20 protein-coding genes are annotated in these 20,680 nt (G+C 63.1%); 9 read left to right on the forward strand and 11 right to left on the reverse strand.

Annotation, left to right across the window (positions count from 1 at the left end; translation table 11 throughout):
• Positions 1 to 91 precede the first annotated feature (91 nt).
• A complete protein-coding gene (locus RIG82_03845; GenBank protein ID MEQ9460068.1) occupies positions 92 to 1,147 on the reverse strand; it encodes a polyprenyl synthetase family protein in 1,056 nt (351 codons plus the stop codon).
• Between the two features lie 123 nt (positions 1,148 to 1,270).
• On the opposite strand from RIG82_03845, the gene RIG82_03850 reads away from it, so the two are divergent.
• The 5 genes from RIG82_03850 (at position 1,271) to RIG82_03870 (ending at position 6,100) form a co-directional block, all read left to right on the forward strand.
• Positions 1,271 to 2,512, forward strand: coding sequence for a serine/threonine-protein kinase (locus RIG82_03850; GenBank protein MEQ9460069.1), 1,242 nt, complete (start codon positions 1,271 to 1,273; stop codon positions 2,510 to 2,512).
• Positions 2,513 to 2,610: 98 nt separating this feature from the next.
• A complete protein-coding gene (locus tag RIG82_03855) occupies positions 2,611 to 3,093 on the forward strand; it encodes a thioredoxin fold domain-containing protein (GenBank protein MEQ9460070.1) in 483 nt (160 codons plus the stop codon).
• Between the two features lie 58 nt (positions 3,094 to 3,151).
• Positions 3,152 to 4,213 carry a transaldolase family protein gene (locus tag RIG82_03860; protein ID MEQ9460071.1) on the forward strand — a complete coding sequence of 354 codons (1,062 nt, stop codon included), beginning with the start codon at positions 3,152 to 3,154 and terminating at the stop codon, positions 4,211 to 4,213.
• Positions 4,214 to 4,370: 157 nt separating this feature from the next.
• Entirely contained in the window at positions 4,371 to 5,483 is a 1,113-nt protein-coding gene (locus RIG82_03865) for a PQQ-binding-like beta-propeller repeat protein (GenBank protein MEQ9460072.1), read from the forward strand.
• Between the two features lie 20 nt (positions 5,484 to 5,503).
• Positions 5,504 to 6,100, forward strand: coding sequence for an IMP cyclohydrolase (locus RIG82_03870; protein MEQ9460073.1), 597 nt, complete (start codon positions 5,504 to 5,506; stop codon positions 6,098 to 6,100).
• A 7-nt stretch (positions 6,101 to 6,107) separates the two neighbouring features.
• Here the strand turns inward: RIG82_03870 and pyrF are convergent, their stop codons facing one another.
• The 8 genes from pyrF to argB all read right to left on the reverse strand — a co-directional run bounded on the left by pyrF (position 6,108) and on the right by argB (position 13,009).
• On the reverse strand, positions 6,108 to 6,959 hold the full coding sequence (pyrF, locus tag RIG82_03875; protein ID MEQ9460074.1) for an orotidine-5'-phosphate decarboxylase: 852 nt from the start codon (positions 6,957 to 6,959) through the stop codon (positions 6,108 to 6,110).
• Positions 6,959 to 7,960 (reverse strand): iron ABC transporter permease, encoded by a 1,002-nt coding sequence (locus tag RIG82_03880; protein MEQ9460075.1) that lies wholly within the window; start codon positions 7,958 to 7,960, stop codon positions 6,959 to 6,961. The genes pyrF and RIG82_03880 overlap by 1 nt, the downstream gene beginning before the upstream one ends.
• Positions 7,953 to 8,852 (reverse strand): ABC transporter substrate-binding protein, encoded by a 900-nt coding sequence (locus RIG82_03885; GenBank protein MEQ9460076.1) that lies wholly within the window; start codon positions 8,850 to 8,852, stop codon positions 7,953 to 7,955. The genes RIG82_03880 and RIG82_03885 overlap by 8 nt, the downstream gene beginning before the upstream one ends.
• A gap of 67 nt (positions 8,853 to 8,919) precedes the next feature.
• A complete protein-coding gene (locus RIG82_03890; protein MEQ9460077.1) occupies positions 8,920 to 9,975 on the reverse strand; it encodes a hypothetical protein in 1,056 nt (351 codons plus the stop codon).
• Positions 9,976 to 10,147: 172 nt separating this feature from the next.
• The gene (locus tag RIG82_03895; protein ID MEQ9460078.1) at positions 10,148 to 10,630 is read right to left on the reverse strand and encodes a low molecular weight protein arginine phosphatase; all 483 of its coding nucleotides are present in this window, start codon (positions 10,628 to 10,630) and stop codon (positions 10,148 to 10,150) included.
• A 27-nt stretch (positions 10,631 to 10,657) separates the two neighbouring features.
• Positions 10,658 to 11,161, reverse strand: coding sequence for a hypothetical protein (locus RIG82_03900; protein ID MEQ9460079.1), 504 nt, complete (start codon positions 11,159 to 11,161; stop codon positions 10,658 to 10,660).
• A gap of 52 nt (positions 11,162 to 11,213) precedes the next feature.
• On the reverse strand, positions 11,214 to 12,119 hold the full coding sequence (argF, locus tag RIG82_03905; GenBank protein ID MEQ9460080.1) for an ornithine carbamoyltransferase: 906 nt from the start codon (positions 12,117 to 12,119) through the stop codon (positions 11,214 to 11,216).
• Positions 12,116 to 13,009, reverse strand: coding sequence for an acetylglutamate kinase (gene argB / locus RIG82_03910; GenBank protein MEQ9460081.1), 894 nt, complete (start codon positions 13,007 to 13,009; stop codon positions 12,116 to 12,118). Before argB ends, argF begins: the two co-directional genes overlap by 4 nt.
• A 102-nt stretch (positions 13,010 to 13,111) precedes the next feature.
• On the opposite strand from argB, the gene RIG82_03915 reads away from it, so the two are divergent.
• A complete protein-coding gene (locus tag RIG82_03915; protein MEQ9460082.1) occupies positions 13,112 to 13,540 on the forward strand; it encodes a hypothetical protein in 429 nt (142 codons plus the stop codon).
• A 9-nt stretch (positions 13,541 to 13,549) separates the two neighbouring features.
• Here the strand turns inward: RIG82_03915 and RIG82_03920 are convergent, their stop codons facing one another.
• Positions 13,550 to 15,079, reverse strand: coding sequence for an efflux RND transporter periplasmic adaptor subunit (locus tag RIG82_03920; GenBank protein MEQ9460083.1), 1,530 nt, complete (start codon positions 15,077 to 15,079; stop codon positions 13,550 to 13,552).
• 4 nt (positions 15,080 to 15,083) lie between these two features.
• Positions 15,084 to 16,925: a TolC family protein gene (locus RIG82_03925; GenBank protein MEQ9460084.1), complete on the reverse strand. Its 1,842-nt coding sequence runs from the start codon at positions 16,923 to 16,925 to the stop codon at positions 15,084 to 15,086.
• 81 nt (positions 16,926 to 17,006) lie between these two features.
• Between RIG82_03925 and RIG82_03930 the strand changes: the two genes are divergently transcribed.
• From RIG82_03930 to RIG82_03940, 3 genes are read left to right on the forward strand one after another with little or no spacing between them, the layout of a single operon-like run.
• On the forward strand, positions 17,007 to 17,330 hold the full coding sequence (locus RIG82_03930; GenBank protein ID MEQ9460085.1) for a co-chaperone GroES: 324 nt from the start codon (positions 17,007 to 17,009) through the stop codon (positions 17,328 to 17,330).
• 50 nt (positions 17,331 to 17,380) lie between these two features.
• A complete protein-coding gene (aroA, locus tag RIG82_03935) occupies positions 17,381 to 18,706 on the forward strand; it encodes a 3-phosphoshikimate 1-carboxyvinyltransferase (protein MEQ9460086.1) in 1,326 nt (441 codons plus the stop codon).
• Between the two features lie 17 nt (positions 18,707 to 18,723).
• A complete protein-coding gene (locus RIG82_03940; protein MEQ9460087.1) occupies positions 18,724 to 20,595 on the forward strand; it encodes an ABC transporter ATP-binding protein in 1,872 nt (623 codons plus the stop codon).
• The last annotated feature ends 85 nt before the right edge of the window (positions 20,596 to 20,680 follow it).

Raw genomic sequence — 20,680 nt, forward strand, 5'->3', positions numbered from 1 at the left:
ACAGCAGGCTCGCAGGCGGGGACAACCCAAAGTCTAGCCCCAGTTCGCCCAGAGAAAAGCGAGAAACCACTTTCCTCACAAGGAAATCGACTTAAACCCGCCTGTCAATCACTCGGTCAGCCAGTCCCCGCAACGCCCCCTTCGCCGAACTGTCCGATAAGAGCGCCAACCCCGCTTCCACACCCTCATCCAGCAACCCCTGAGCCTCCTCACGAGCCGTTTCCAACGCACCAGCCCGGATGATCCGGTTTCTGATCCGTTCAAGCAGGTCATCCGCGTCGTCTGGGCAAGCTGTGCCAACCTGCCCAAGCTCCTCCACCAACCCCCGCCGCTCAACCGCGTCCAGACCCTCCAGCGTGATAATCACCGGCAGCGTCAACTTCCCCTTCCGCAGATCAACCCCCAAGGTCTTGCCCACCTGCTCCGTATCCCCCGCGATGTCCAGCACATCGTCCGCCACCTGAAACGCCACCCCCAGACTCTCGCCAAACCGCCACAACGGACCCGCCACCCCGCCATCATCACGCCCAGGCGTCCCCGCCTCCTCACGCCACAAAGCCGCACCCAGCCAACAGCACAACCCGCACAAACTGCCCGTCTTCCGCCGAATAATCTCCAGATACGTCCGCCGATCCAGCTCCAGATTCTGCCGATTCTCCAGTTGGAGCAACTCCCCCTCACACACCGTATTCGTCACCCTTCCCACCGCTCGACTGATCCATGGCTGGTCAAGTGACGAACACAGGTGATAAGCATGACTGATCAGATAATCGCCCAGCATGACCGCGGCCTCGTTGCCGCGAAGATGATTGATCGTCGCCCCCCGACGCCTCAGATCAGCCTCATCCAGGATGTCGTCGTGCACCAGCGTCGCCATGTGCACCATCTCCACCACCGTCGCCGCCACCCGATGAGCCTCCGTCAACGACCGACCATCCGGCGAACTCGCGTACCCCGACAGCAACACCAGCGACGGCCGCAGCATCTTCCCCCGATACCGCTGCACATAAGCCGACAGCCAGTTGACGCACTCAAGCTCGCTGGCCAGCTCCGCCTCAAAACGGCTGGCCACACCCGCAAGCTCCTCATCCAGTCTGGCTCTCAGGTCGGGGTCCGTAGCGGTCAGCACAGCAGCCTCGCCGGTCAAAGGTCCAAACGCCCCCTGTCATCCGCAGGCAGGGGAAAAGTCTCGGCTTACACTCTAAGAATAGGTACTCTATCCCTTTCAGGTCTGCCTCTGAGTCTCGGATAAAGGGTTGTGCAAAGCAGCATGGCTGAAAGCAAACGCGCCAACATCGATTCCATGGTCGGCCGGCTGGTCGTCGAAAAGGGCCTCGCCAGCTCCGCCGACGTCCAGAAATGCATCGAAATGCAGCGGGCCGCCAACGACGGCTCCGACCCTCGCCACGCCAGCCTCGCCCACTTCCTCGTCTCCGAAGGCGTTGTCACCAAAAGACAGATCGAACGCCTCCGACCCATGCTCGAAGAGAGCAAATCAGACCAGCAGATCCCCGGATACGAACTCCTCGGACGCCTCGGGGCCGGGGCCATGGCGACCGTCTACAAAGCACGCCAGCTCAGCCTCGACCGACTCGTCGCCATCAAAGTCCTCCCCCGCAAGCACACCAACAACCCCCAGTTCGTCGAACGCTTCTACGCCGAAGGCCGCGCCGCCGCCAAACTCAATAACCCCAACATCGTCCAGGCCATCGACGTCGGCAAGGCCGGCGAATACCACTACTTCGTCATGGAATATGTCGAAGGCTCCACCGTCTACGACGAACTCACCGACAAAGGCAACATCTCCGAAGAAAACGCCCTGCCCATCGCACTCGCCGTCGCCAAAGCCCTCGAACACGCCCACGAAGCCGGCTTCATCCACCGCGACGTCAAACCCAAGAACATCATGCTCACCCCCGATGGCAAGGTGAAACTCGCCGACATGGGGCTCGCCCGAGCCGTCTCCGACCGCGAAGCCGCCGAAGCCGAGGCCGGCAAAGCCTACGGCACCCCCTACTACATCTCGCCCGAACAGATCCGCGGCGAACGCGATGTCGATTTCCGTGCCGACATCTACGGCTTCGGCGCCACCCTCTACCACATGGTCACTGGACAAGTCCCCTTCGACGGCCCCAACCCCTCCGCCGTCATGCACCAGCACCTCAAAGCCGAACTCGTCCCCCCCGATCACCTCAACCCAAGAATCTCAACAGGCCTCGGCGAAATCATCGAAGTCTGCATGGCAAAAGACCCCAACAAACGATACGCCACCACCAAAGACCTCCTCGACGACCTCACCGCCATCAGCAAAGGCGAACCCCCTCTCCACGCCCGCAAACTCTTCGACATGTCCTCCCTCTCCGTCCTCGCCGGTAAGGCCATCGAACCCTCACAACTCGTCGAACTCAATGAGGCCTCAAAAAACACCATGACCCCGGTGCTGCTCCTCGCCGCCATCGGCTGGGCCGTCGCCGGCGGACTGCTCCTCGCCCTCCTGCTCTCCCTGGCCTAGAGCCACGAAGACTTCAGGAAAGCCTGCAGTCCACCCACAAAAACCACATCAATCCCGGAATCACGGATGACTTCCTCCGCCCCCTCGGTTCTACCCCCGTGAAGACCTCACCGACCAACAACCGCCCCGCCCTCGGCCTGCTCGTGCTCATCGCCGCCGCAACCTGCCTAGCCTCGATCCTGAGCCTGGCCGCCAGCACCGACGCCACCCTCCACCCCGAGTTCTGGCTGCCCCCGGACCAACACCAAACACAAGACGCCGAACGCCCCACACTCATCGTCTTCTCCGCCGATTGGTGCGGGCCCTGCACAACCTTCAAACGACGGGCCCTCACCCGCCCCGAGGTCCAGCAGGCCATGACAGGCCGCCTCAACGCCATCCACGCCGACCTCACCGCCCCGGATAGCTCAGCCCGCGCCGCCGAAGTTCTCGCCAACCAATACGACATCACCGTTCTCCCCACCACCCTCCTGATCGGAACCGATGGCACCGTCATCCGCCGCCTCACAGGCGGGCTCGACGCCCATCATTTTCTCCAATGGCTCGAAGAAGCCCTGGCCACCCCCGCCAACAGCCGATAGAAACATCACAAGAAGACCCGACCTATCCGCCAAATGGACCATCATTAAAGGAACGCCCATGACCTCTCCCCTCCAATCCATCGTCGCCCAGGGAACTCGCCTCTGGCTGGACTCGATCGATCCCGACGAGATCACCCGCAACAAAGCCCTCGGGGCCTCCGGCGCCACCTCCAACCCCATCATCGTCGCCGACCTGATCAAGACCGGCCGCTTTGACGACAGCCTCAACACCTTCTTCGAGCAACCCAACCTCTCCGATGAAGATGTCGCCTGGGCCGTCACCGACAAACTCGTCAAACAGGCCATGGACCAGTTCCACGATGTCTGGAAGTCAACCAGCGGCAACGACGGCTGGGTCAGCTTCGAACTCGACCCCCTCCTCGAAGACACCGAGACCACCCTATCCTTCGACCAACGCGTCGCCCGCTACATCGAGCTCGGCAAAAAATGGTCCAAAGGCCACGACAACCGCATGATCAAGGTCCCCGCCACCGACGCCGGCATCGCCGCCCTCGAAGAACTCGCCGCCGCTGGCATCACCCTCAACGTCACGCTCATCTTCTCCAAACGCCAGTACCACGCAGCACGCGAAGCCGTCTGGCGCGGAGCCCAACGACGCCCAGGCGGACTCGACACCTTCAAGTCCGTCTACTCCATCTTCATCTCCCGCGTCGATGTCTACACCGAAAAACACGCCCCCACCCTCTCCTCCCAGGCCCAAGGCCAGGTCGGACTCGTCAACGCCAAACGACTCTGGCATGACAACCAAGCCTTCTGGTCCGACAAGAGCCTCAAACTCGATCAGGAAATCATCTTCGCCTCCACCGGCACCAAAAAGAAAGAAGACCCCGCCGACAAGTACGTCGGCGCCCTCGTCGGCTCCGATATCCAGACCAATCCCCCCGCCACAAACGCCGCCGTCGATAAACTCGGCAAAACCTACACCCGCACCGTTGACCAGATGCCCCCCCAGGCCGTCCTCGACGACATCGACGCCAAAGTCGATGATGATCACCTCGAACAGACCCTCCTCAACGAAGGCACCGCCAAGTTCGCCGATCCACACAAGCAGCTCATCGCCCTGATCGCCGAAAAACGCGGGGCATTAACCCAGGCCTGACCCCCCAACACCACCGCAATCCCGTCTCCTCCCACACCGGCGGCTTGACCGCCTTCCGGGGGGCCTTGATACTGCCAAGACGTTGTACCGTCCCAGGATCAAGAGGGGCAGCCACCCAGGCACCCCCAAGCCCCCACGCCCCGGAGACCCCCCAGCGATGCGTGTTGCGACTTTCCCCACCCTGCTGGTGTTCCTACTCGCCCTCTCACTCCCCGGCCTCACCGGTTGTGCGAGCACCAAACCACTCCCCAACGCGCCCCAACGCGTCGGACTCGTCGTCGAACCCGCCGACGCCGCCGCTCTCGGCTTCAGCGTCAACTGGGCTCAGCACCTCAGCGTCCCCGACTCAAACGACATCGTTGAAACCGCCCTTCTCGACGACCTCATGCTCGTCGTCGAGCACCCCGGCAACATTGTCAACGCCATCGAAATCGATTCCGGCAAAGTCCGATGGCGCAGCGCCGTCGGCGTAGGCGACGGACGACTCTTCAAGCCCATGGCATTCGAAGATCGCATCCTCATCAACTCCGTCAAAAGCCTCTATATCGTCTCCGCCGACTCCGGCAACGTCATCGACCGAGTTGAACTCGCCCACGTTGTCCAGACCCAACCCACCCTCCACAACGAACTCGCCCTCTTCGGTGCCGTCAACGGTAGGATCTTCGCCCACCAGATCCGCTCCGGATTTCCCAAGTGGGAATACGGCATGAGTGCATCGATCTCCGCTCCCATCGCCGTGCAAGGCGATCAACTCGCCGTCGCCGACGACAACGGCACCTCCGCACTCCTCGACGTCGACACCGGTGCCGTCAACTGGCGACGAAAATCCTACGACCGCATCTCCACCCAACCCCTCCTCACCGAAAACTTCGCCGGCTTCGGCTCGCACGACCGCTCCTTCTACTGCCTCGACCGCTCCACAGGCGACGACCTCTGGATCTTCCGCAGCGAACGTGCCCTCCTCCGACCCGCTGCCTTCCTGGGCAACAACGTCTATCTCCCCGTCGATGGCCGCGGACTCTTCTGCATCGACCCCAGCACCGGCGAGAGCAACTGGCTCTTCGACCGCGTCGCCACACCCCTCGGCATCCACGACAACCGCCTCCTCGCCTACACCCGGACCGCTCTCCTGCAAATCGATGTCCGAACCGGTGCCGTCGTCGCCGAAGCTCCCACCCGCCGACTCGCCGCCGTCGTCCAACTCCCGGACAACGCACTCGTCCTGGTCTCACCCACCGGCCGCGTCCTCCGCATCAACCCACAAAACTAACAACCCACCAGGGAACGACCATGATCGACCTCATCAAGGTCAACAGCGCCCTGCTCTCGGTCTCCGACAAAACCGACCTGGTCCCCTTCGCCCACCAGCTCGTCAAACACGGCGTCAAACTCATCTCCACAGGCGGAACCGCCAAAGCCCTCAAAGAAGCCGGACTCGCCGTCCGACTCGTCGAGGAACTCACCGGCTTCCCCGAAATGATGGGCGGACGCGTTAAAACCCTCCACCCCAACGTCCATGGCGGACTCCTTGCCCTCCGCGATCAACCCGATCACACCCAAGCCATGCAAGAGCACCACATCGAACCCATCGACATGGTCGTCATCAACCTCTACCCCTTCGAAAAAACCATCCAGCAACCCGACTGCTCACGCATCCAAGGCATCGAGCAGATCGACATAGGCGGGCCCTCCATGATCCGCAGCGCCGCCAAAAACCACCCCTTCGTCGTCTGCATCTCCAACCGAAAACAGTACGACCCCGTCAGCAACCAACTCGACGAACACGATGGCGCGACCACCCTCGCCCTCCGACAGGAACTCGCCGCCGCCGCCTTCAAACGAACCTCCGAATACGACAAAACCATCGCCACTTGGCTCGCCGGCTGAAAGAAACCTACCCCAGCGCCGCCCCCACCTCGTCACGCATCCGCTCCGCCGCCCCATGCACCCCCGCCACCCAGTCCGCCCCCTCTCCCGCATAGATCACCGAACGACTCGCCGTCACCAGCACCCCGCGCCCCTCCACCGTCGCATACCGCCGAAGTGACGACGCATCCCCACCCTGCGCCCCATACCCAGGCAGCAAAAACACCTGCCGCGGCATCAGCCCGCGCAGCGCCTCCGCATCCTCCACCTTCGTCGCACCCACCACCGCTCCCAACAGACTCAGCCCACTGGCTGAACTCACATGCTCCGCCCCCAACCGATCCACCATCCGCGCCAGGTGCTCAGCGACCGTCCCCCCCGACACCAAACGCTCCCCCTGAACCTCATCCGACCCCGGATTCGACGTCCGCACCAGCACAAACAGCCCTGCCCCCTCTCGCGCCGCCACCTCGACAAAAGGCGACAACGTATCCGCCCCCAGATAACCGTTCACCGTCAGCGCATCAGCATGGGACCCCGCCCCCAGCAGCGCCTCCGCGTAATGCGTCGCCGAGATCGCGATGTCACCACGCTTCGCATCGTTGATCGTGAGCAACCCCCGCTCCCGCGCCCCAGCCAGCACCTCCTCCAGCAACCGCACACCCCGCCAGCCATAACGCTCAAAACACGCCGACTGCGGTTTCACCGCCGCCGCCACACCCGCCACCCCGTCAAGCACCCCCATACAGAACGTGCGCACCGCGTCGATCGGATCATCCGCTCGCACCGGTAGCCTCTCGAGCACCGGATCCAGACCCACACACACCGGCGACCCCGTGCGCTCCACAGCCAACATCAACCGATCAGCAAACGACGCCATCAAAGCTGCCCTCCAGGCGTCGAACCCTCACGCCTCAGCAATACGATAAACAACGGACCGCCCAACAACGCCGTGAATATCCCGATCGGAAGCGCCCCCAAACCCTGACCAAAACTCAGCCCCGCCAACGCCAAACCGGAACTCAACGTATCCGCCAACAAAATAAGCGTCACCCCCAGCACCGCCGCCGCCGGCACCAGACCCGCATGACCATAACCCACCAGCAGCCGCGCCAGATGCGGGGCCACCAACCCCACAAACGCCACCGGACCCGCCAGCGTCACCGCAAGACCCGCCAGCACCGCCGACATCAAAAACAACTCCACCCGCAACCCACTCAACCCTACCCCCAGCGACCGCGCCTCCGATTCACTCAGCGTCGCGATATCCAGCCGCGACGCCCCCCACCACAAACGCACGCCGCACAACCCCGTCACACCCGCCAGCACTGCCACCGTCAACCGATCCGCCCACGGATCCAGGTAACCCATCACCCACCGCGCCAGGTCATCACGCACCGGCCCCGGACCCACCAGATGATTCAGCAACATCAGCAACGCCCCGCAGATCGTCGATACCACCACACCCACCAGCAGCAACGTCAACGGATCCAGCACACCCCGACGCCGACCCGCCAGCAGCACCAGCGCCATCGCACCCGACGCCCCAGCCGCAGCCGCCACCGCCCGATGCGTCACCACAAAGCCCAGCCGCGTCTCCGCCAACCCCTGCACCAACACACCTAACGCAGCCCCCGACGCCAACCCCAGAATGTAAGGCTCCGCCAACGGATTCCGCAGCAACACCTGCAAACCCACCCCACTCAGACCCAGCGCCGCCCCCACCACCGCGCCCACCGCAATGATGTCCAGCCGCGCCGTCAGAATCGCCGCCTGCTCAGGCAAACCCAGCATCGACGACCCAATTAACAACCTCGCCGCACAAGCCACCACCAAAGCCAACCCAAGCAGCAGCCACGCCCGCACCGGATGCTCAGCCATCAGGTGCCCCCTCATCCGCCACACCCGCCTCAAACGCCTCCGGGTGCAACACCCGCGCCATCTCCTCCACCACACCCACCAACCCCGTCGAGGGCAGCAACACCTCCCGCTGCGCAAACAGATACACCGCCCCATCCCGACCCGCTGGCGTCTCCGCACGCACCCACGGCACCAACCGCGCATCGTCCTCCGTCAACGCCGAAGCCCCCGGCAGCAACAGAAACACCACCTCCGGCGACGTCGTGTGCAACAACTCAAAATCCAGCGCCTGATAAGTCGCCCCCCGCTCACCCAACGCATTCCGCCCGCCCGCCATCACCAACATCTGATCCAGCACCGTCCCCGGACCCGACGCCGCCACCGGCTCGACCCCAAACACCAGCAACACTCGCCGACGCTCAAGCCCCGCCACCGCCGAACGCACCCGCTCCAGCCGCCCCTCAAGCTCTGCCCGCAGCGCCGCCGCCTCCGTCTCAAGACCGAGCACCCCACCAACCGTCACACGCTCCTCTACCGCCTCAGACGCCCCCACTGGAAGCGGGGAAGGAGCCAGCAGGTCCATCACTTCCTCAACCCGATTCGGATAAGCAAAACCATGAACCCGGCAGCCCAGCCGTTCCGCGATCCCCGACAGCCGCTCCGCCTGGCCACCCATCAACCCCATGTGCACCAGGTCCGTCGGCCGCGACGCGATCAACCGCTCCCGATCAATCGCCGCCATGCTCCCCAGCACCGGCAAGCCCTCCGGCGAAGCCGTGTCATACTCCGACACCGCCACCAGCCGATCCCCCGCACCCAGATCAACAATCATCCGACTCAGCGCCGGAGCCAGACTCGCAATCCGCTGCTCCTGCCCCCATACATCGCCTCCGAAAAGAAGAGTGAGCAGCACAAACCCCAAAGGGTGCCACACGGCGCGCCGAAGGCGTGCTATCTGTTCCTCAACGCAACGAGGCACCTCACCCCGCACCCGAACCCCCCTCACCCGCCAACGACACATGCGCCGCCGGAGCCGCAGGCCCCGACGCGGGCGCCACATCACTCACAGGCGTCCCGTCATACAACTGCCGAAGCGTCAGATACACCCACGTCAGACCCGCGTACACATACGCACACAACGCCGCTGGCAAAAGAAGTAACACCCCAAACACCCAGTACCACAACCACTCCGACGCCGCCGTACTCGACTCACCAGAAATCAAATATTCCGGCGGCAAACCACTGAAATAACTCAGCAACCACACCGCCCCCCACAACCCCGAGCCCAGCAACACCATCAGCAACCCTCCGCCTACAGCACCAAACACCACCAGCAGCAACACCGCACCCAGATAAGACACCGGCCGGCCCAAACCAAACGCGTAGACCCGCGATAGCGTGTCATACCCATCCGTCACCTCCACACTCAGCGACGGATAAAACAACGGACCCGCCAACGCCAGCCCCGCCAGGATCACCGCCGCGAACAACGCCAGCAGCAGCGCCGGACCCGCCAACACGACCCCCACCCAATCCAGCAGCGGCACCCGCAACATCCACCCCGCCAACACCAACGGAATCACCAGCAACCCCGCCAACGCCACCGGCAAGACAGGCGTGATCGTGTACCACGCAAACCGCCGCGCCACCACACCCACCGCCACGCCGATCCCCTGCTTCTCAACCCGACCCCACCGCTGCGCCGCCAACCGGCACAACACCCCACCAAAAAACGCCTTGTTCAAATAACACACCACACCCCAGATCACCCAAGCCCAAACATGGTCATCAAAAAAACGAATCGGCACGAGCAGATGCTTGAGCGCGTTCAAAATATGACCATCCGCACCTGGCAGCGTCTCTCGACCCACGATCAGAAAACCAATCAACGCCACCGACACCACATGCACCAGCAACGCCACATACGCCGTCGCCCACATCTCAAAACGCAGCGCCACCGCCCACGCCCGCGCCAACCGCAGCAGCGGCATCGCCTCGACCCACGACACACTCTCGACTCGCACGCGATAACTCAACGCTGGACTCCGTAAGTTGCAGACCCGCATCATGGCGAGTCGCACAGCCGAGGCAAGTGCGGGGTAGAGAGGAGGGCAGTCAAACCCCGAACCGAAATCGACTCGCGACCACTTCGTGCGCACAAAGCAGCGTCGTTTCGACACGTTTGGACGCGTTTGATTGACGAGTTCGTCAGAAACTGTACCGATCCAGCACCCGTTTGAGCAGGTTTTCCATCCGATCCGCCACCCCCTGATACACCATCGCCTCCCGCCCGATTGGATCATCAATGTCCCCCTCAGGATCCAGAAGTCCAGCCCTGTCACGGACTTCCGGCGCAATCGTCAGCAATCCCTCCAGATGCCCCCGCGTCATCGTCAGAATCAGGTCCGCATCCCGCACCAGCTCAGGCGTCAACGCCCGCGACACATGGCCAGATAAGTCCAGACCACGCAACGACATAGCATCCACCGCCTCATCACTCGCCGGCGAACCCCCAGCCGTCATGATCCCCGCCGAAATCACCCGCAACCCCGCATCATCCAGCCGCTCCACCTCCACCTTATGCTTCCGCGCCAACAAATCCTTCGCCAACGCCTCCGCCATCGGCGACCGGCACGTGTTCCCCGTGCACACCAGCAACAGCGTCTTCACTCGTGGATTCGCCTCGGGCATGGCGTAAGTATAGACCCTCAAAGACTTTCAGGTATCCCTCGGCTCGACCTGAGTCGCCACCGCCTTCAAAAAACCATCCAGGTAATCCCTGATAAACAGCATCACACCCTGGCTCGTCGTCTCGTGATTCACCCCCCAGATCGCCACCCGCAGGTCAGCGAAATCCGGGTCCATCTGCAGAATCACCTGATCCGGCAGGATCGACGCGTCCCCCTCCATCTGCTGAGCAAAATACGCCGAAAGCGCATTAACCCCTGGCCCACCAACACTAATGGTCGCCCGCGTGTGCAACGCCTCGTCATTGAGGTACAGCGCATCGGTACACACCATCGGCCGCAGGTTCTCCTCCAGCCGCTCCTCGTGCTCCTCCACCCACGTCTCGATCTCGCTCATGATCTGATAAGCGAGCGCACGATCCGCCTCCTCCGCACGCAGGTGCGCCCCCACAACAATCAGCACGACCCGGGTGAGGTCGAATGGCACAGGATCGGGGTTGGATTCCGGTGCGGGCTCGGGTGTCGGTTCGGTCATGCACCCTCCGGGCGGAAGGGGGTCCATCGATCGCCCCACCCTGGTCGGTAGCCTAGCACAGCAGCTCCGCCAACATGCCCTTCTGGGCGTGCAGCCGGTTGTGCGCCTGCGGGATCGCCCGGCTCCGGGGCCCGTCGAAGACCTCCGCGGTGATCTCCTCCCCGCGGTAGGCGGGCATGCAGTGCAGCACGATCGCGTGGTCAGCAGCGTGGGCCAGGAGGCCGCCGTTGACCTGATAGCCGTAAAAAATCTTCTTGCGGGCTTCCTTCTCCTCCTCCTGACCCATCGACGTGAAGGTGTCGGTGTAGACGACATCGACCCCGCGGACAGCCTCGGCGGGGTCCTCGGTCAACAAGGGCTTGAGCCCGTCGGCGGCGAGCTGAACGACGAACGCCTCGTCGAACCCGTAACCCGACGGCGCGGCCAGGCGGAAGGTCATACCGAGCTTGGCGCAGACAGCCGCGAGCGAGCGAGCGACATTGTTGCCGTCGCCGACGTAGGCGACTGACCGGCCAGCGGGGTTGTCGCCGAACTCGTCGATGATGGTCAGTGCGTCAGCGAGGGCCTGAGCGGGGTGAGCGAGGTCCGAGAGCATGTTGACGACCGAAACGCCCGAGGAATCGGCCATGGCTTCGAGGTCTTCGTGCTTGAAAACCCGTGCGCCAATGAGATCGACCATCCCGCCCAGCACCCGGGCGACATCTCCCACCGGCTCGCGGTTGCCGAGCCCGACTTCGTGCTGTCCGAGCACAGCGGGGTGCCCGCCAAGGTCGATGACGGCCTGCTCAAAGCTGACGCGGGTACGCAGACTCGGCTTCTGGAAGAGCAAAGCCATGGTGAGGTTGGCCATGGGCAGGCCGGTGGCAACGCCTCGCTTGCCACGCAGATCGCGGGCTTTGGCGAGCATCGTCTTGATCCGGTCGGCGGAGGTTTCGGCTATAGAAAGAAAGTGTTTCATGGCTGGGGTACTGCTTCTTCGAGGACAATCTCGGTGCCGATGCCGCGGTCGGTGTAGACCTCGAGTAAGAGGGCGTGGGGGATGCGGCCATCGATGATGTGGGCCTTGCGGACCCCGCCTTCGAGAGCCACGAGGCTGGCTTCGACCTTCGGGAGCATGCCCGCGCTGATGACGCCTGACTCGATCAGCCCTTCGATCTCTGATCGAGAGAGGTGGGTGGCGAGGTCGTCGGGGTTCTCCGAGCGGCGGATGCCGTGGGTGTCGGAGACGAGAACGAGCTTCTCGGCTTTGGTGGCGGCGGCGACGTAGCCTGCGACGGAGTCGGCGTTGATGTTGAGTTTGCCGCCCGCCCGGTCGCGAGCGATGGGCGCGATGACGGGGATGTAGTCGCCCTCGATAAGGGCTCTAAGCAGCTCATCGTTGACATGGGTGACCTGACCGACAAGGCCGATGTCGATTTTTCGCCCGCCCTCGGCTTCGAGCATCAGGCGTTCGGCAAAGACCACGCAGCTCGAGAGGCTGTGGAGCCCCATCCCGGGGGCGCGATCGTGGCGGAGGCGTTCGACCATGAGCCGGTTGATCTGCTCGACGAGGACGTGCTCGGCGATGGCGAGGGTTCGTTCATCGGTGTATCGGCGTCCCTGGACGAACTGGGCTTCGAGTCCAGCGGCGCGCATGGCCTCGGTAATGCCCTTGCCCCCGCCGTGGACGAGGATGGGGCGCATGCCGACGGTCCACATGAAGCTGACATCGTCGAGCAGGCGGTTGAGGGTCTCGGGCTCGTCCATGATCGACCCGCCAACTTTGATGACAACGATCTTGTCTTTGAAGTCGCGGATGTACTGGTGGGCTTCGACCAGTGCTTCGGCTTTTCGGATGGCTTGGTCCAACGGGTCGCTCCGGGGGGAAACTTTCTAAAATAACGGTCACAGGGGGTGTGGACAAGGCGGCGGAGCGTGACGCGGAGGTGCGGGTGGCGGTAAACTGGGGTGATGAAACGATGTTTGATGTTGTTAGCAGGGGTCGCGCTGCTGGGGGGCTGCTCGGCCTGGGATGCAACGGACACGAAGGTGGCGGAGTTGCCGCAGGCGCGGGCGATGCTGCCGCTGGGGGTTGATGACGGCGGGTCGCGTGCATCGTGGTCGACGACGCGGCTGATCTATCCCGGAGGGCGGGTTCGGCACCCGGTGAACTATTTTGATGACATCGGGCCGACGGATCACGATCCGATGAACGCGTCGTCGAGCGAGGGGATGCTGCGGCGGGCGATGGCGGGCGAAGAGCCAGCCCTGTGGAGTGCTGAGCAGGCGCTGGACACGGTGCTGCAGCCGGCTTCGTTTGGTGTTGATGTGGCGATGCTGCCGGTGCGGGCTTTGTTCTACCGGCCGTGGGAGCTGGCGGTCAGTCCAGCGGAACGGTAGCTGGGTCACTTACTCAGCGGCTTCTGCGGCGGCGACCTCGATTTGGCGTTCGACCAGTTCGCTGGCGCGTGGCGTGCGCAGGAGCACGCGTTGGCCTTCTTCGATGCCCTCGACGATCTGGACCATCGTGTCGTTGGCCTGTCCGATGCTGACAGGGGTGGCTTCGACGCGCCCATCGCCAGTGGGCGTGTAGACGTGGTATCCGCCGCCCTCGGCGTGGACGGCCTGGATGGGGACAGTCAGGGCATCGTCGATGCGACCGGTGAAGATCTCGCCTGAGAGTCGCATGGCCGGTTTGAGACTGGCGTCGAAGCCTTCGGGGAGGTTGATACGGACCTTGTATTCACGGAGATCGGGGTTGAGCCATCCGCCGGAGTCGGCGGTGACGCCGATGACCGAAACCTCGCCGTCGACCGGGCTGTTGGGGCGAGCGTCAATGTTCACAACGGCTTTCTGGCCGATCTTCACCTGGGGCAGGAGGGCCTCGTGGACTTTAAGGACGGCGGTCATGCGGTTGATGTCGGGGAGGAAGATGATGGTTTCGTTATTGCGGACTTCTCTGCCGACAGCCATCGGATCGCCACGTCGCCAAGAGTCACCAACGGAGCTGGCGTAGACCACGAGTCCGGGTGCGGGGGCTTTGATCACGGTCTTCTCGAGTTGGTCGCGGGTTTCGGCGAGTCCCTGTTCGCGGAGTTCGAGGGTGCGCTGTTTACTGCGGACATCGGATTCGTAGCGAGCCATCCTGGCTTCGTTTTTGGCGATGACTCTTTCGAGTTCGGCTTCGGCCTGCTCGACAGCGGTCTGCTTTTCCTGCTGTTGCTTGACAAACTCGAAGTTCTCGTAGATTTCGATGGCGAGTTTGGCGGATTCGAGGGCTTCGCGGGCCTCGATCTCGGCGATCTCGTCGTCATCCTTCTCGTTTTCGCTGATGAACTTTTCTTCAAAGAGTTGGACGCTAAGCTCAAGGTCTCGAGCGGCGCGGATGACGTTTCGTTCTGCTTTATCAAGGGCGAGCTGAAGATCTCGCTGCTTCTGAACGACATCGCCCTGCCGCCACTTCTCGATGTCGAGTTTCGCCGTCGCGAGTTTGACCTCTGCGTCTTTTCTGGCTGAATCGGCTTCGTTGCGCTGGATTTCGAGTTCGCGGTCGGCGGTGGTCAGGTCGAGTCGTGCGGATTCGACGTCGAGTTCCTGAGATTCGAGGCGATCACGGATTTCTCGGTCATCGAGTTTGACGAGGATGTCGCCCTCGACCGCACGGGTTCCCTCGTCGACGATGAAGGTGATGGCGGGTCGTCCGTTGACCAGGTTTCTGATCTCGATGCGTTCCTGGGATTCGAGTTCGCCGGTGGCGACGACGGTGAGGTCGAGGGGTTGGATGCGAACGTCGAACCAGTCATCTGAATCGCCCGATCGAGAGGAGGCGTCCCCGGCGGCTCCAGTCACGGCGAGCACGACGCCGATGAGCATGAGTGCGATGACGATGGCTCCGCCGGTGAACCACCATCGATTGTTGTTCTGAGTAGTGGATTCCATGGTCTTAGCCTCCGGTGGTTTGACTGGGGGTCTGGGTGTTGCGGGATGAGGTTCCCTGGAGGTCGATCTCGAGGCTCTGGGATTGCATCGGCAGGAGGCTGCCTGGTGCGAGCCAACTGCCATCCGAGGCGACGCGCATCTGTCCCGAGTTGAGGAGGTACTCGAGCACGCTGGTGCGAAGGTTCGAGGCGGCCTGGTCGCGGGCGTTCTCAGCGGAGAGGAGGTCTTCGGTGGCTTCGATCACGCTTCGGGGGCCGAGGGTTCGTTCGCGGAGTTTGACGCCTTGGAGACGACGTTCGTTGAGCTGGACGCCCCGAGTCTGGAGTTCGAGGGTGAACCGGGCCTGTTCGATGCCACGGATGGCATCGCGGACCTGGAGGAGGACGCGATCGCGTTCGACGCGGTAGTTGCGCTCGGATTGTTCGAGGTTGACCAGGGCTCTTCGGTAGCCGGCTTGTTCGATGCGGCGATCGATCGGCGCTCCGAACTGGAGGCCGAGGGTGTAGCGGCCTTCACCAAGATCGACGTCGCCGCCTGGGAAGTTGCGGTCGTTCTCGGTGGCTGCGGAGACCGAGGCGTCGAGGTCGAAGTCGGGGAGGAGCTGGTTGCGGGCGACACGGAGTCCGCGGCGGGCATCATCGACGCGGTCACGTTCGGTCTGGAGGTCGAGACGATTCTCGATGGCGGTGTTGATGGAGCTGGTGACTTCGAGCACCGGCTCGGGGACCAGAACATCGTTGGGAATGAGCACGACGGGCTGGTCGAGGGGGATGCCCAGGCGCAGCTTGAGCTGGTCGATGGCGGTGGCGTAGCGTTCTTCGTTGTTGAGGACATTGGAACGGTTGCTCAGCACGGTCTGCTGGGCGTCTTCGGCTTCGAAAGCGGCTTCACGGCCGGCTTCAGCGAGGGCCTGAAAGCGGGCGGCGAGGCGTTCGTTGGAGCGGAGCTGCCGGCGGGCGTTGTCGATCTGCTGCTGCTGGAAGATGAGGTCGAAGTAGGTGTTGGAGAGGTCGACGAGGAGTTCGCGGCGGAAGCGTTCGAAGCGGCGGACGGCGTAGACGAGGTCGCGCTCGGCCTGGACCCGGCTTTCCTGGGCGACTTTGCCGGCTCCGCGGAGGAGAGGGAGGTCGAGTTCGAGTCCGACCTCTGCGGATTGGGATTGCTGGGGTTCGGTGTTGGAGGATTCTTCGCGGAGGAGGTTGGTGTAGTTCACCAAGGCGGTCGCGGCGATCTCTCCGCCATAGGGCAGGCGTCGGGTGGCGCGGAACTCGTTGATGAGGCTCAGGGCCTGTTCGTTGTCTCCGCCTTCGGGTGTTCCGGAGATGCGGGCCGTGGTGGTGTTGAAGAACCGGGGCCCCCAGAGGTGGCGTTCGATAATGAGGTCGAGCGTCTGGAGGAAGAGGAGTTCTTTTTCGCGGCGGTATTCGGGGGCGTTCACGATCGCGTAGGCGAGGAGACCTTCGAGGTCGAGACGGAGGGCGTTTTCTTCGGGGTCGAGGGGTGAGTCGAACTCGGCGTAGATGAGTTCGTCGCCGGTGCGCATTTCCTGGTTGGAGGGTGTCGCGGGGAGTTGGGCGGCGGTGGTGTTGGTGGTGGGCGGGATGCGATCGTCCTGCGAGGCGGTCTTGCGTTCTCGGCCCGAGCCGATGTCCTCGATAGGCCCGCCGGAGGAGGCTCTGCTGCCGAGAGTTTGGCTCTGTTCGTCGCGGATGAGTTCGGCGAGGTGCCGGTCGAGGCCTTCGAGGGACCCGTAGCCGGTGCAGGCGGCCAGCAAGAGGCAGACCGAGAGAACGGCGGCTGATGAGATTCCGCACCACCCCTGGCGCAGAGTCAACTTCATACTCATGCCAATAGTCTAGCCGAGTTAGGGGGCGTGGCGGGAGGTTGTTGGGGCGACATAGGGGATTCATGGAGCTAGAGTTAAGGGATGAGTAAGACATCATCCAGAAGTGGTCCCCGGCTTGAGGTGGTGGAGCCGATCGGCAAGCGTGTACTAATCCGCAAGGATGAGGACCGGAAGCAGACGAAATCGGGGATTCACCTGCCTGACAAGATCGAGATCCCGACGCTGACGGGGCGTGTGGTGACGGTTTCGGTTGAGTTGACGGACGATCCGAACTATCCGATTGACCAGTACGACAAGGTGCTGTTTAACCCCAAGGAGGCGATCCCGGTTGATTTTGAGGGGGACAACCGGCTGTTTGTGGTTCCGATCGAGAACATCGTGGCGGTGTTTCGCAAGGCGGAGTGAGGTTTTGGGTTCGGGATCGTGCGAGGCGGCGATGCTCTATGATTGATGGGGTGAAGCGGACTTATCCAGACCAGATCACGATGGGTCCGGTGGCGGCGTTTGATTGTGCGGTGTCGCTGCCGGGGTCAAAGAGCCTGACCAACCGGGCGTTGTTGCTGGCAGCGTTGTCGGATGGGCCTTGTTATCTGACAAACGTGTTGTTTGCGGATGACACGGAGCGGATGCTCGATGGGCTGGTAGCGTTGGGGTTCAAGGTCGAGGTGCAGCAGCAGGCGGCGGTGGTGGTGGAGGGGTGTGCGGGGAAGATTCCGGCTGCTGAGGCGGAGTTGAAGCTGGGGAATGCAGGGACGGCGGTTCGGTTTCTCACGGCTGCGTTGTGTCTGGGGGAGGGACGGTATGGGGTGGATGGGGTCCAGAGGATGAGGGAGCGTCCGATTGGACAACTGGTGGAGCCGTTGCGGGAGCTTGGGGCGGAGATCGGGTACCGGATGGCGAAGGGCTGCCCGCCTCTGGAGGTTCGAGGTCGGGGGCTACAGGGTGGTGAGCTTGTGTTGTCGCCTACGTTGTCGTCGCAATACATCACGGCACTTCTGCAGGTCGGGGTTTACTGCCGGGAGGGTCTGCGGCTGAGGCTAGATGGGCCGATCACGAGTCGGCCTTATATTGAGATGACGCTGGGGCTGCTGCGGCATTTTGGGGTGCCGGTGGAGGCCAGTGAGGACCTGAGGCGGATTGATATCGAGGCGGAGTGGGTGCGGGGGACGGATTACGCGATCGAGCCGGATGCTTCATCGGCGAGTTATTTCTGGGCGGCGGCGGCGGTGGTTCCGGGCAGCCGTTGCACGGTGCTGGGGCTGGGTCGTGAGAGCCTGCAGGGGGACGCGCGGTTTGCGGAGGAGGTGCTGGAGCGGATCGGGGCTGTAGTGGAGGTTGAGGAGGATCGGACGACGGTGGCGGCGCCAGCGGATGGGGTGCTCCGGGGGATCGATATCGATCTGAATGCGATGCCTGATGCGGCCATGACGCTGGCGGCGATTGCGCCGGTGCTGGAGGGCCGGACAGTGATCCGGGGGATCGGGAACTGGCGTGTGAAAGAGACGGATCGGCTCGCGGCGATGCGGACGGAGTTGACGAAGGTGGGGGCGGCGGTGGCGATCGAGGGTGATGATCTGGTGATCGATCCGCCTGCGGATGGGCGGATCCGGCTGGCGGCGATCGATACCTATGACGACCATCGGATGGCGATGACGTTTGCGGTGCTGGGGTTAGCTCGGGAAGGGATCACGATCAACGATCCTGGTTGTGTGGCTAAGACGCTGCCTGATTTCTTTGAACGGCTCGGGGCGCTGCGCGGTGGCGCAGTGTCGGGGGCGTAAGCGACAGGGAGGTCTTCGTGCTCAAGGGTCCGTTCTGGACGAGTTGCCGGGATCTGCTGCGGTACCGGAAAGCGGTAGTGCTGGTGCTGGTGACGACGGTGCTGTCGGGGGCTTTTTTTGGGGCAGGTCTGTCGATGGTGCTGCCGGTGTTTCTGCTGTTTTTTGGTGGGGAAGAGAATGCCGCCTCGGGAGTCAACCCGCTGGCTGAGCGGGTGGAGGGTCTTACGGAAGTCGGGTGGGTTCCGACGAGCCTGCATGGGGTGATTCGAGCGGTGGCGGATCGGATCCCGGAGGACCCGTTGCTGGCTTTCGGGCTGGTGATGGGGGTGCTGCTAACGATGACCGTGTTGGCGAACGTGCTGCGATTTATCCAGCAACTGACGGTGAGTACGATCGCCGAGCGGCTAGCTGAGAGTTACCGGGATCGGCTTTACGGGCGGCTGATTCATGCGCCGACGGAGCGGTTCATGCGTTCGGGGGCCTCGGATCATGTGAGCAAGATCTGGATTGATGTGCGGCTGCTGGTCAACGCACACGTGTCGATCTTCGGGAAGGGTGCGGCGGAGTTGTTCCGAGGCTTGGGGATCTTGGTCTGGGCGTTTGCGATCGACCCGGTGCTGTCGGGAGCTTCGTTGCTGGTGGCACCCCTTGCGGCGGTGGTGATTCAGAAGCTGGGCAAGCGGATTCGGAGGCGGTCACGAGATGCGCTGAGCAACCAAGGCCTAGCGATGGCGAGGCTGAACGAAACCATGGCTGGTTTGCAGACGATCAAGGTGTACACGGCGGAGGGTTACGAGCGGCGGCGTTTTCGACAGCTCAACCGGGTGTTGTTTGGTCAGTTGCTGGCGATCCGTAAGACGAGGGACCTGGCGTCGGCGTTGGTGGAGGTCATCTCGACGGTCGGTGTGGTGATCGCGGCGACGTTGGCGGCCTGGTACATCCTGCGTCGAGGGGCGGACCCGAGTGCGAGTATTACGGTGCTGGTGCTGCTGGGTGGTGCGGCGGCGAGCCTCAAGCCGGTAACAACACTCAACAACGTGATCCGGCAGGCGGAACCGGCGGCGCAACGGATCCTGGAGGCGCTGGCTTTTGAGCCGGAACCGACGTTGTTTGACAAAGAAGGCAAGTTCATGCGGCTGGAGCGGCATGTACGGTCGGTGGTGTTTGATGATGTTGTCTACCGGTACCCCGAGGCGGAGAGTGATGCGTTGCGAGGCGTGAGTCTGGTGGTGGAGGCGGGTCGGAAAGTGGCGATCGTGGGCGGGAATGGGGCGGGCAAATCCACGCTGGTGGCGTTGATCCCGCGGCTGATCGAGCCGGGGAGCGGGCGGGTGCTGGTGGATGACGAGGACCTGTCGGGCGTGACGTTGCGGTCGCTGAGGCGGCAGATCGCGGTGGTTGCGCAGAAGACGGTGCTGTTCCAAGGGACGATCGCGGCGAACATTGCTTATGGGAGTGGGCATCGGAAACTGGCGGAGATCGAGTCGGCGGCGCGGGCGGCGTTGGCTCACGAGTTTATTTCGTCGCTGCCCGATGGCTATGACACCCTCTTGGGTGAGGGCGGGACGGGACTGTCGGGGGGACAGGCGCAGCGGCTGGCGATCGCGCGAGCGGTGCTGCGTGATCCGGCGATCCTGATCCTGGACGAGGCGACGAGTCAGATCGACGCGGACTCGGAGACCAAGATCAACCTGGCGATCGAGTCGTTCTCGAAGGGGCGGACGACGTTTGTGATCGCTCATCGGATGTCGACGGTCGTGAATGCGGACCAGATTGTGGTGATGGACGCTGGCCAGATCGCAGATGTGGGGACGCACCAGGAGCTGCTGGGGCGGTGCGGGGTGTACCAAAAACTGACGCAGACCCAGTTGAGTCCTGGACTTGCGTAGTTATTGCAAAGTCGGGGAATCAGATGGCCGTGTTGATCGTTGTGGAGAAAGTCTGGTTGCCCGGGGTCGAGGGCGGCTAGAATGT

The sequence above is a fragment of the Phycisphaeraceae bacterium genome, assembly GCA_040222855.1.
GTDB lineage: Bacteria > Planctomycetota > Phycisphaerae > Phycisphaerales > Phycisphaeraceae > Mucisphaera.

Coding starts and splice junctions, on each gene's coding strand:
- RIG82_03860 (MEQ9460071.1), top strand. CDS start 3,152: ATGACCTCTCCCCTCCAATCCATCGTCGCCCAGGGAACTCGCCTCTGG.
- RIG82_03900 (MEQ9460079.1), bottom strand. CDS start 11,161: ATGACCGAACCGACACCCGAGCCCGCACCGGAATCCAACCCCGATCCT.
- RIG82_03880 (MEQ9460075.1), bottom strand. CDS start 7,960: ATGGCTGAGCATCCGGTGCGGGCGTGGCTGCTGCTTGGGTTGGCTTTG.
- RIG82_03850 (MEQ9460069.1), top strand. CDS start 1,271: ATGGCTGAAAGCAAACGCGCCAACATCGATTCCATGGTCGGCCGGCTG.
- RIG82_03925 (MEQ9460084.1), bottom strand. CDS start 16,925: ATGAGTATGAAGTTGACTCTGCGCCAGGGGTGGTGCGGAATCTCATCA.
- RIG82_03915 (MEQ9460082.1), top strand. CDS start 13,112: ATGAAACGATGTTTGATGTTGTTAGCAGGGGTCGCGCTGCTGGGGGGC.
- pyrF (MEQ9460074.1), bottom strand. CDS start 6,959: ATGGCGTCGTTTGCTGATCGGTTGATGTTGGCTGTGGAGCGCACGGGG.
- RIG82_03930 (MEQ9460085.1), top strand. CDS start 17,007: ATGAGTAAGACATCATCCAGAAGTGGTCCCCGGCTTGAGGTGGTGGAG.
- argF (MEQ9460080.1), bottom strand. CDS start 12,119: ATGAAACACTTTCTTTCTATAGCCGAAACCTCCGCCGACCGGATCAAG.
- RIG82_03870 (MEQ9460073.1), top strand. CDS start 5,504: ATGATCGACCTCATCAAGGTCAACAGCGCCCTGCTCTCGGTCTCCGAC.
- RIG82_03895 (MEQ9460078.1), bottom strand. CDS start 10,630: ATGCCCGAGGCGAATCCACGAGTGAAGACGCTGTTGCTGGTGTGCACG.
- RIG82_03920 (MEQ9460083.1), bottom strand. CDS start 15,079: ATGGAATCCACTACTCAGAACAACAATCGATGGTGGTTCACCGGCGGA.
- RIG82_03865 (MEQ9460072.1), top strand. CDS start 4,371: ATGCGTGTTGCGACTTTCCCCACCCTGCTGGTGTTCCTACTCGCCCTC.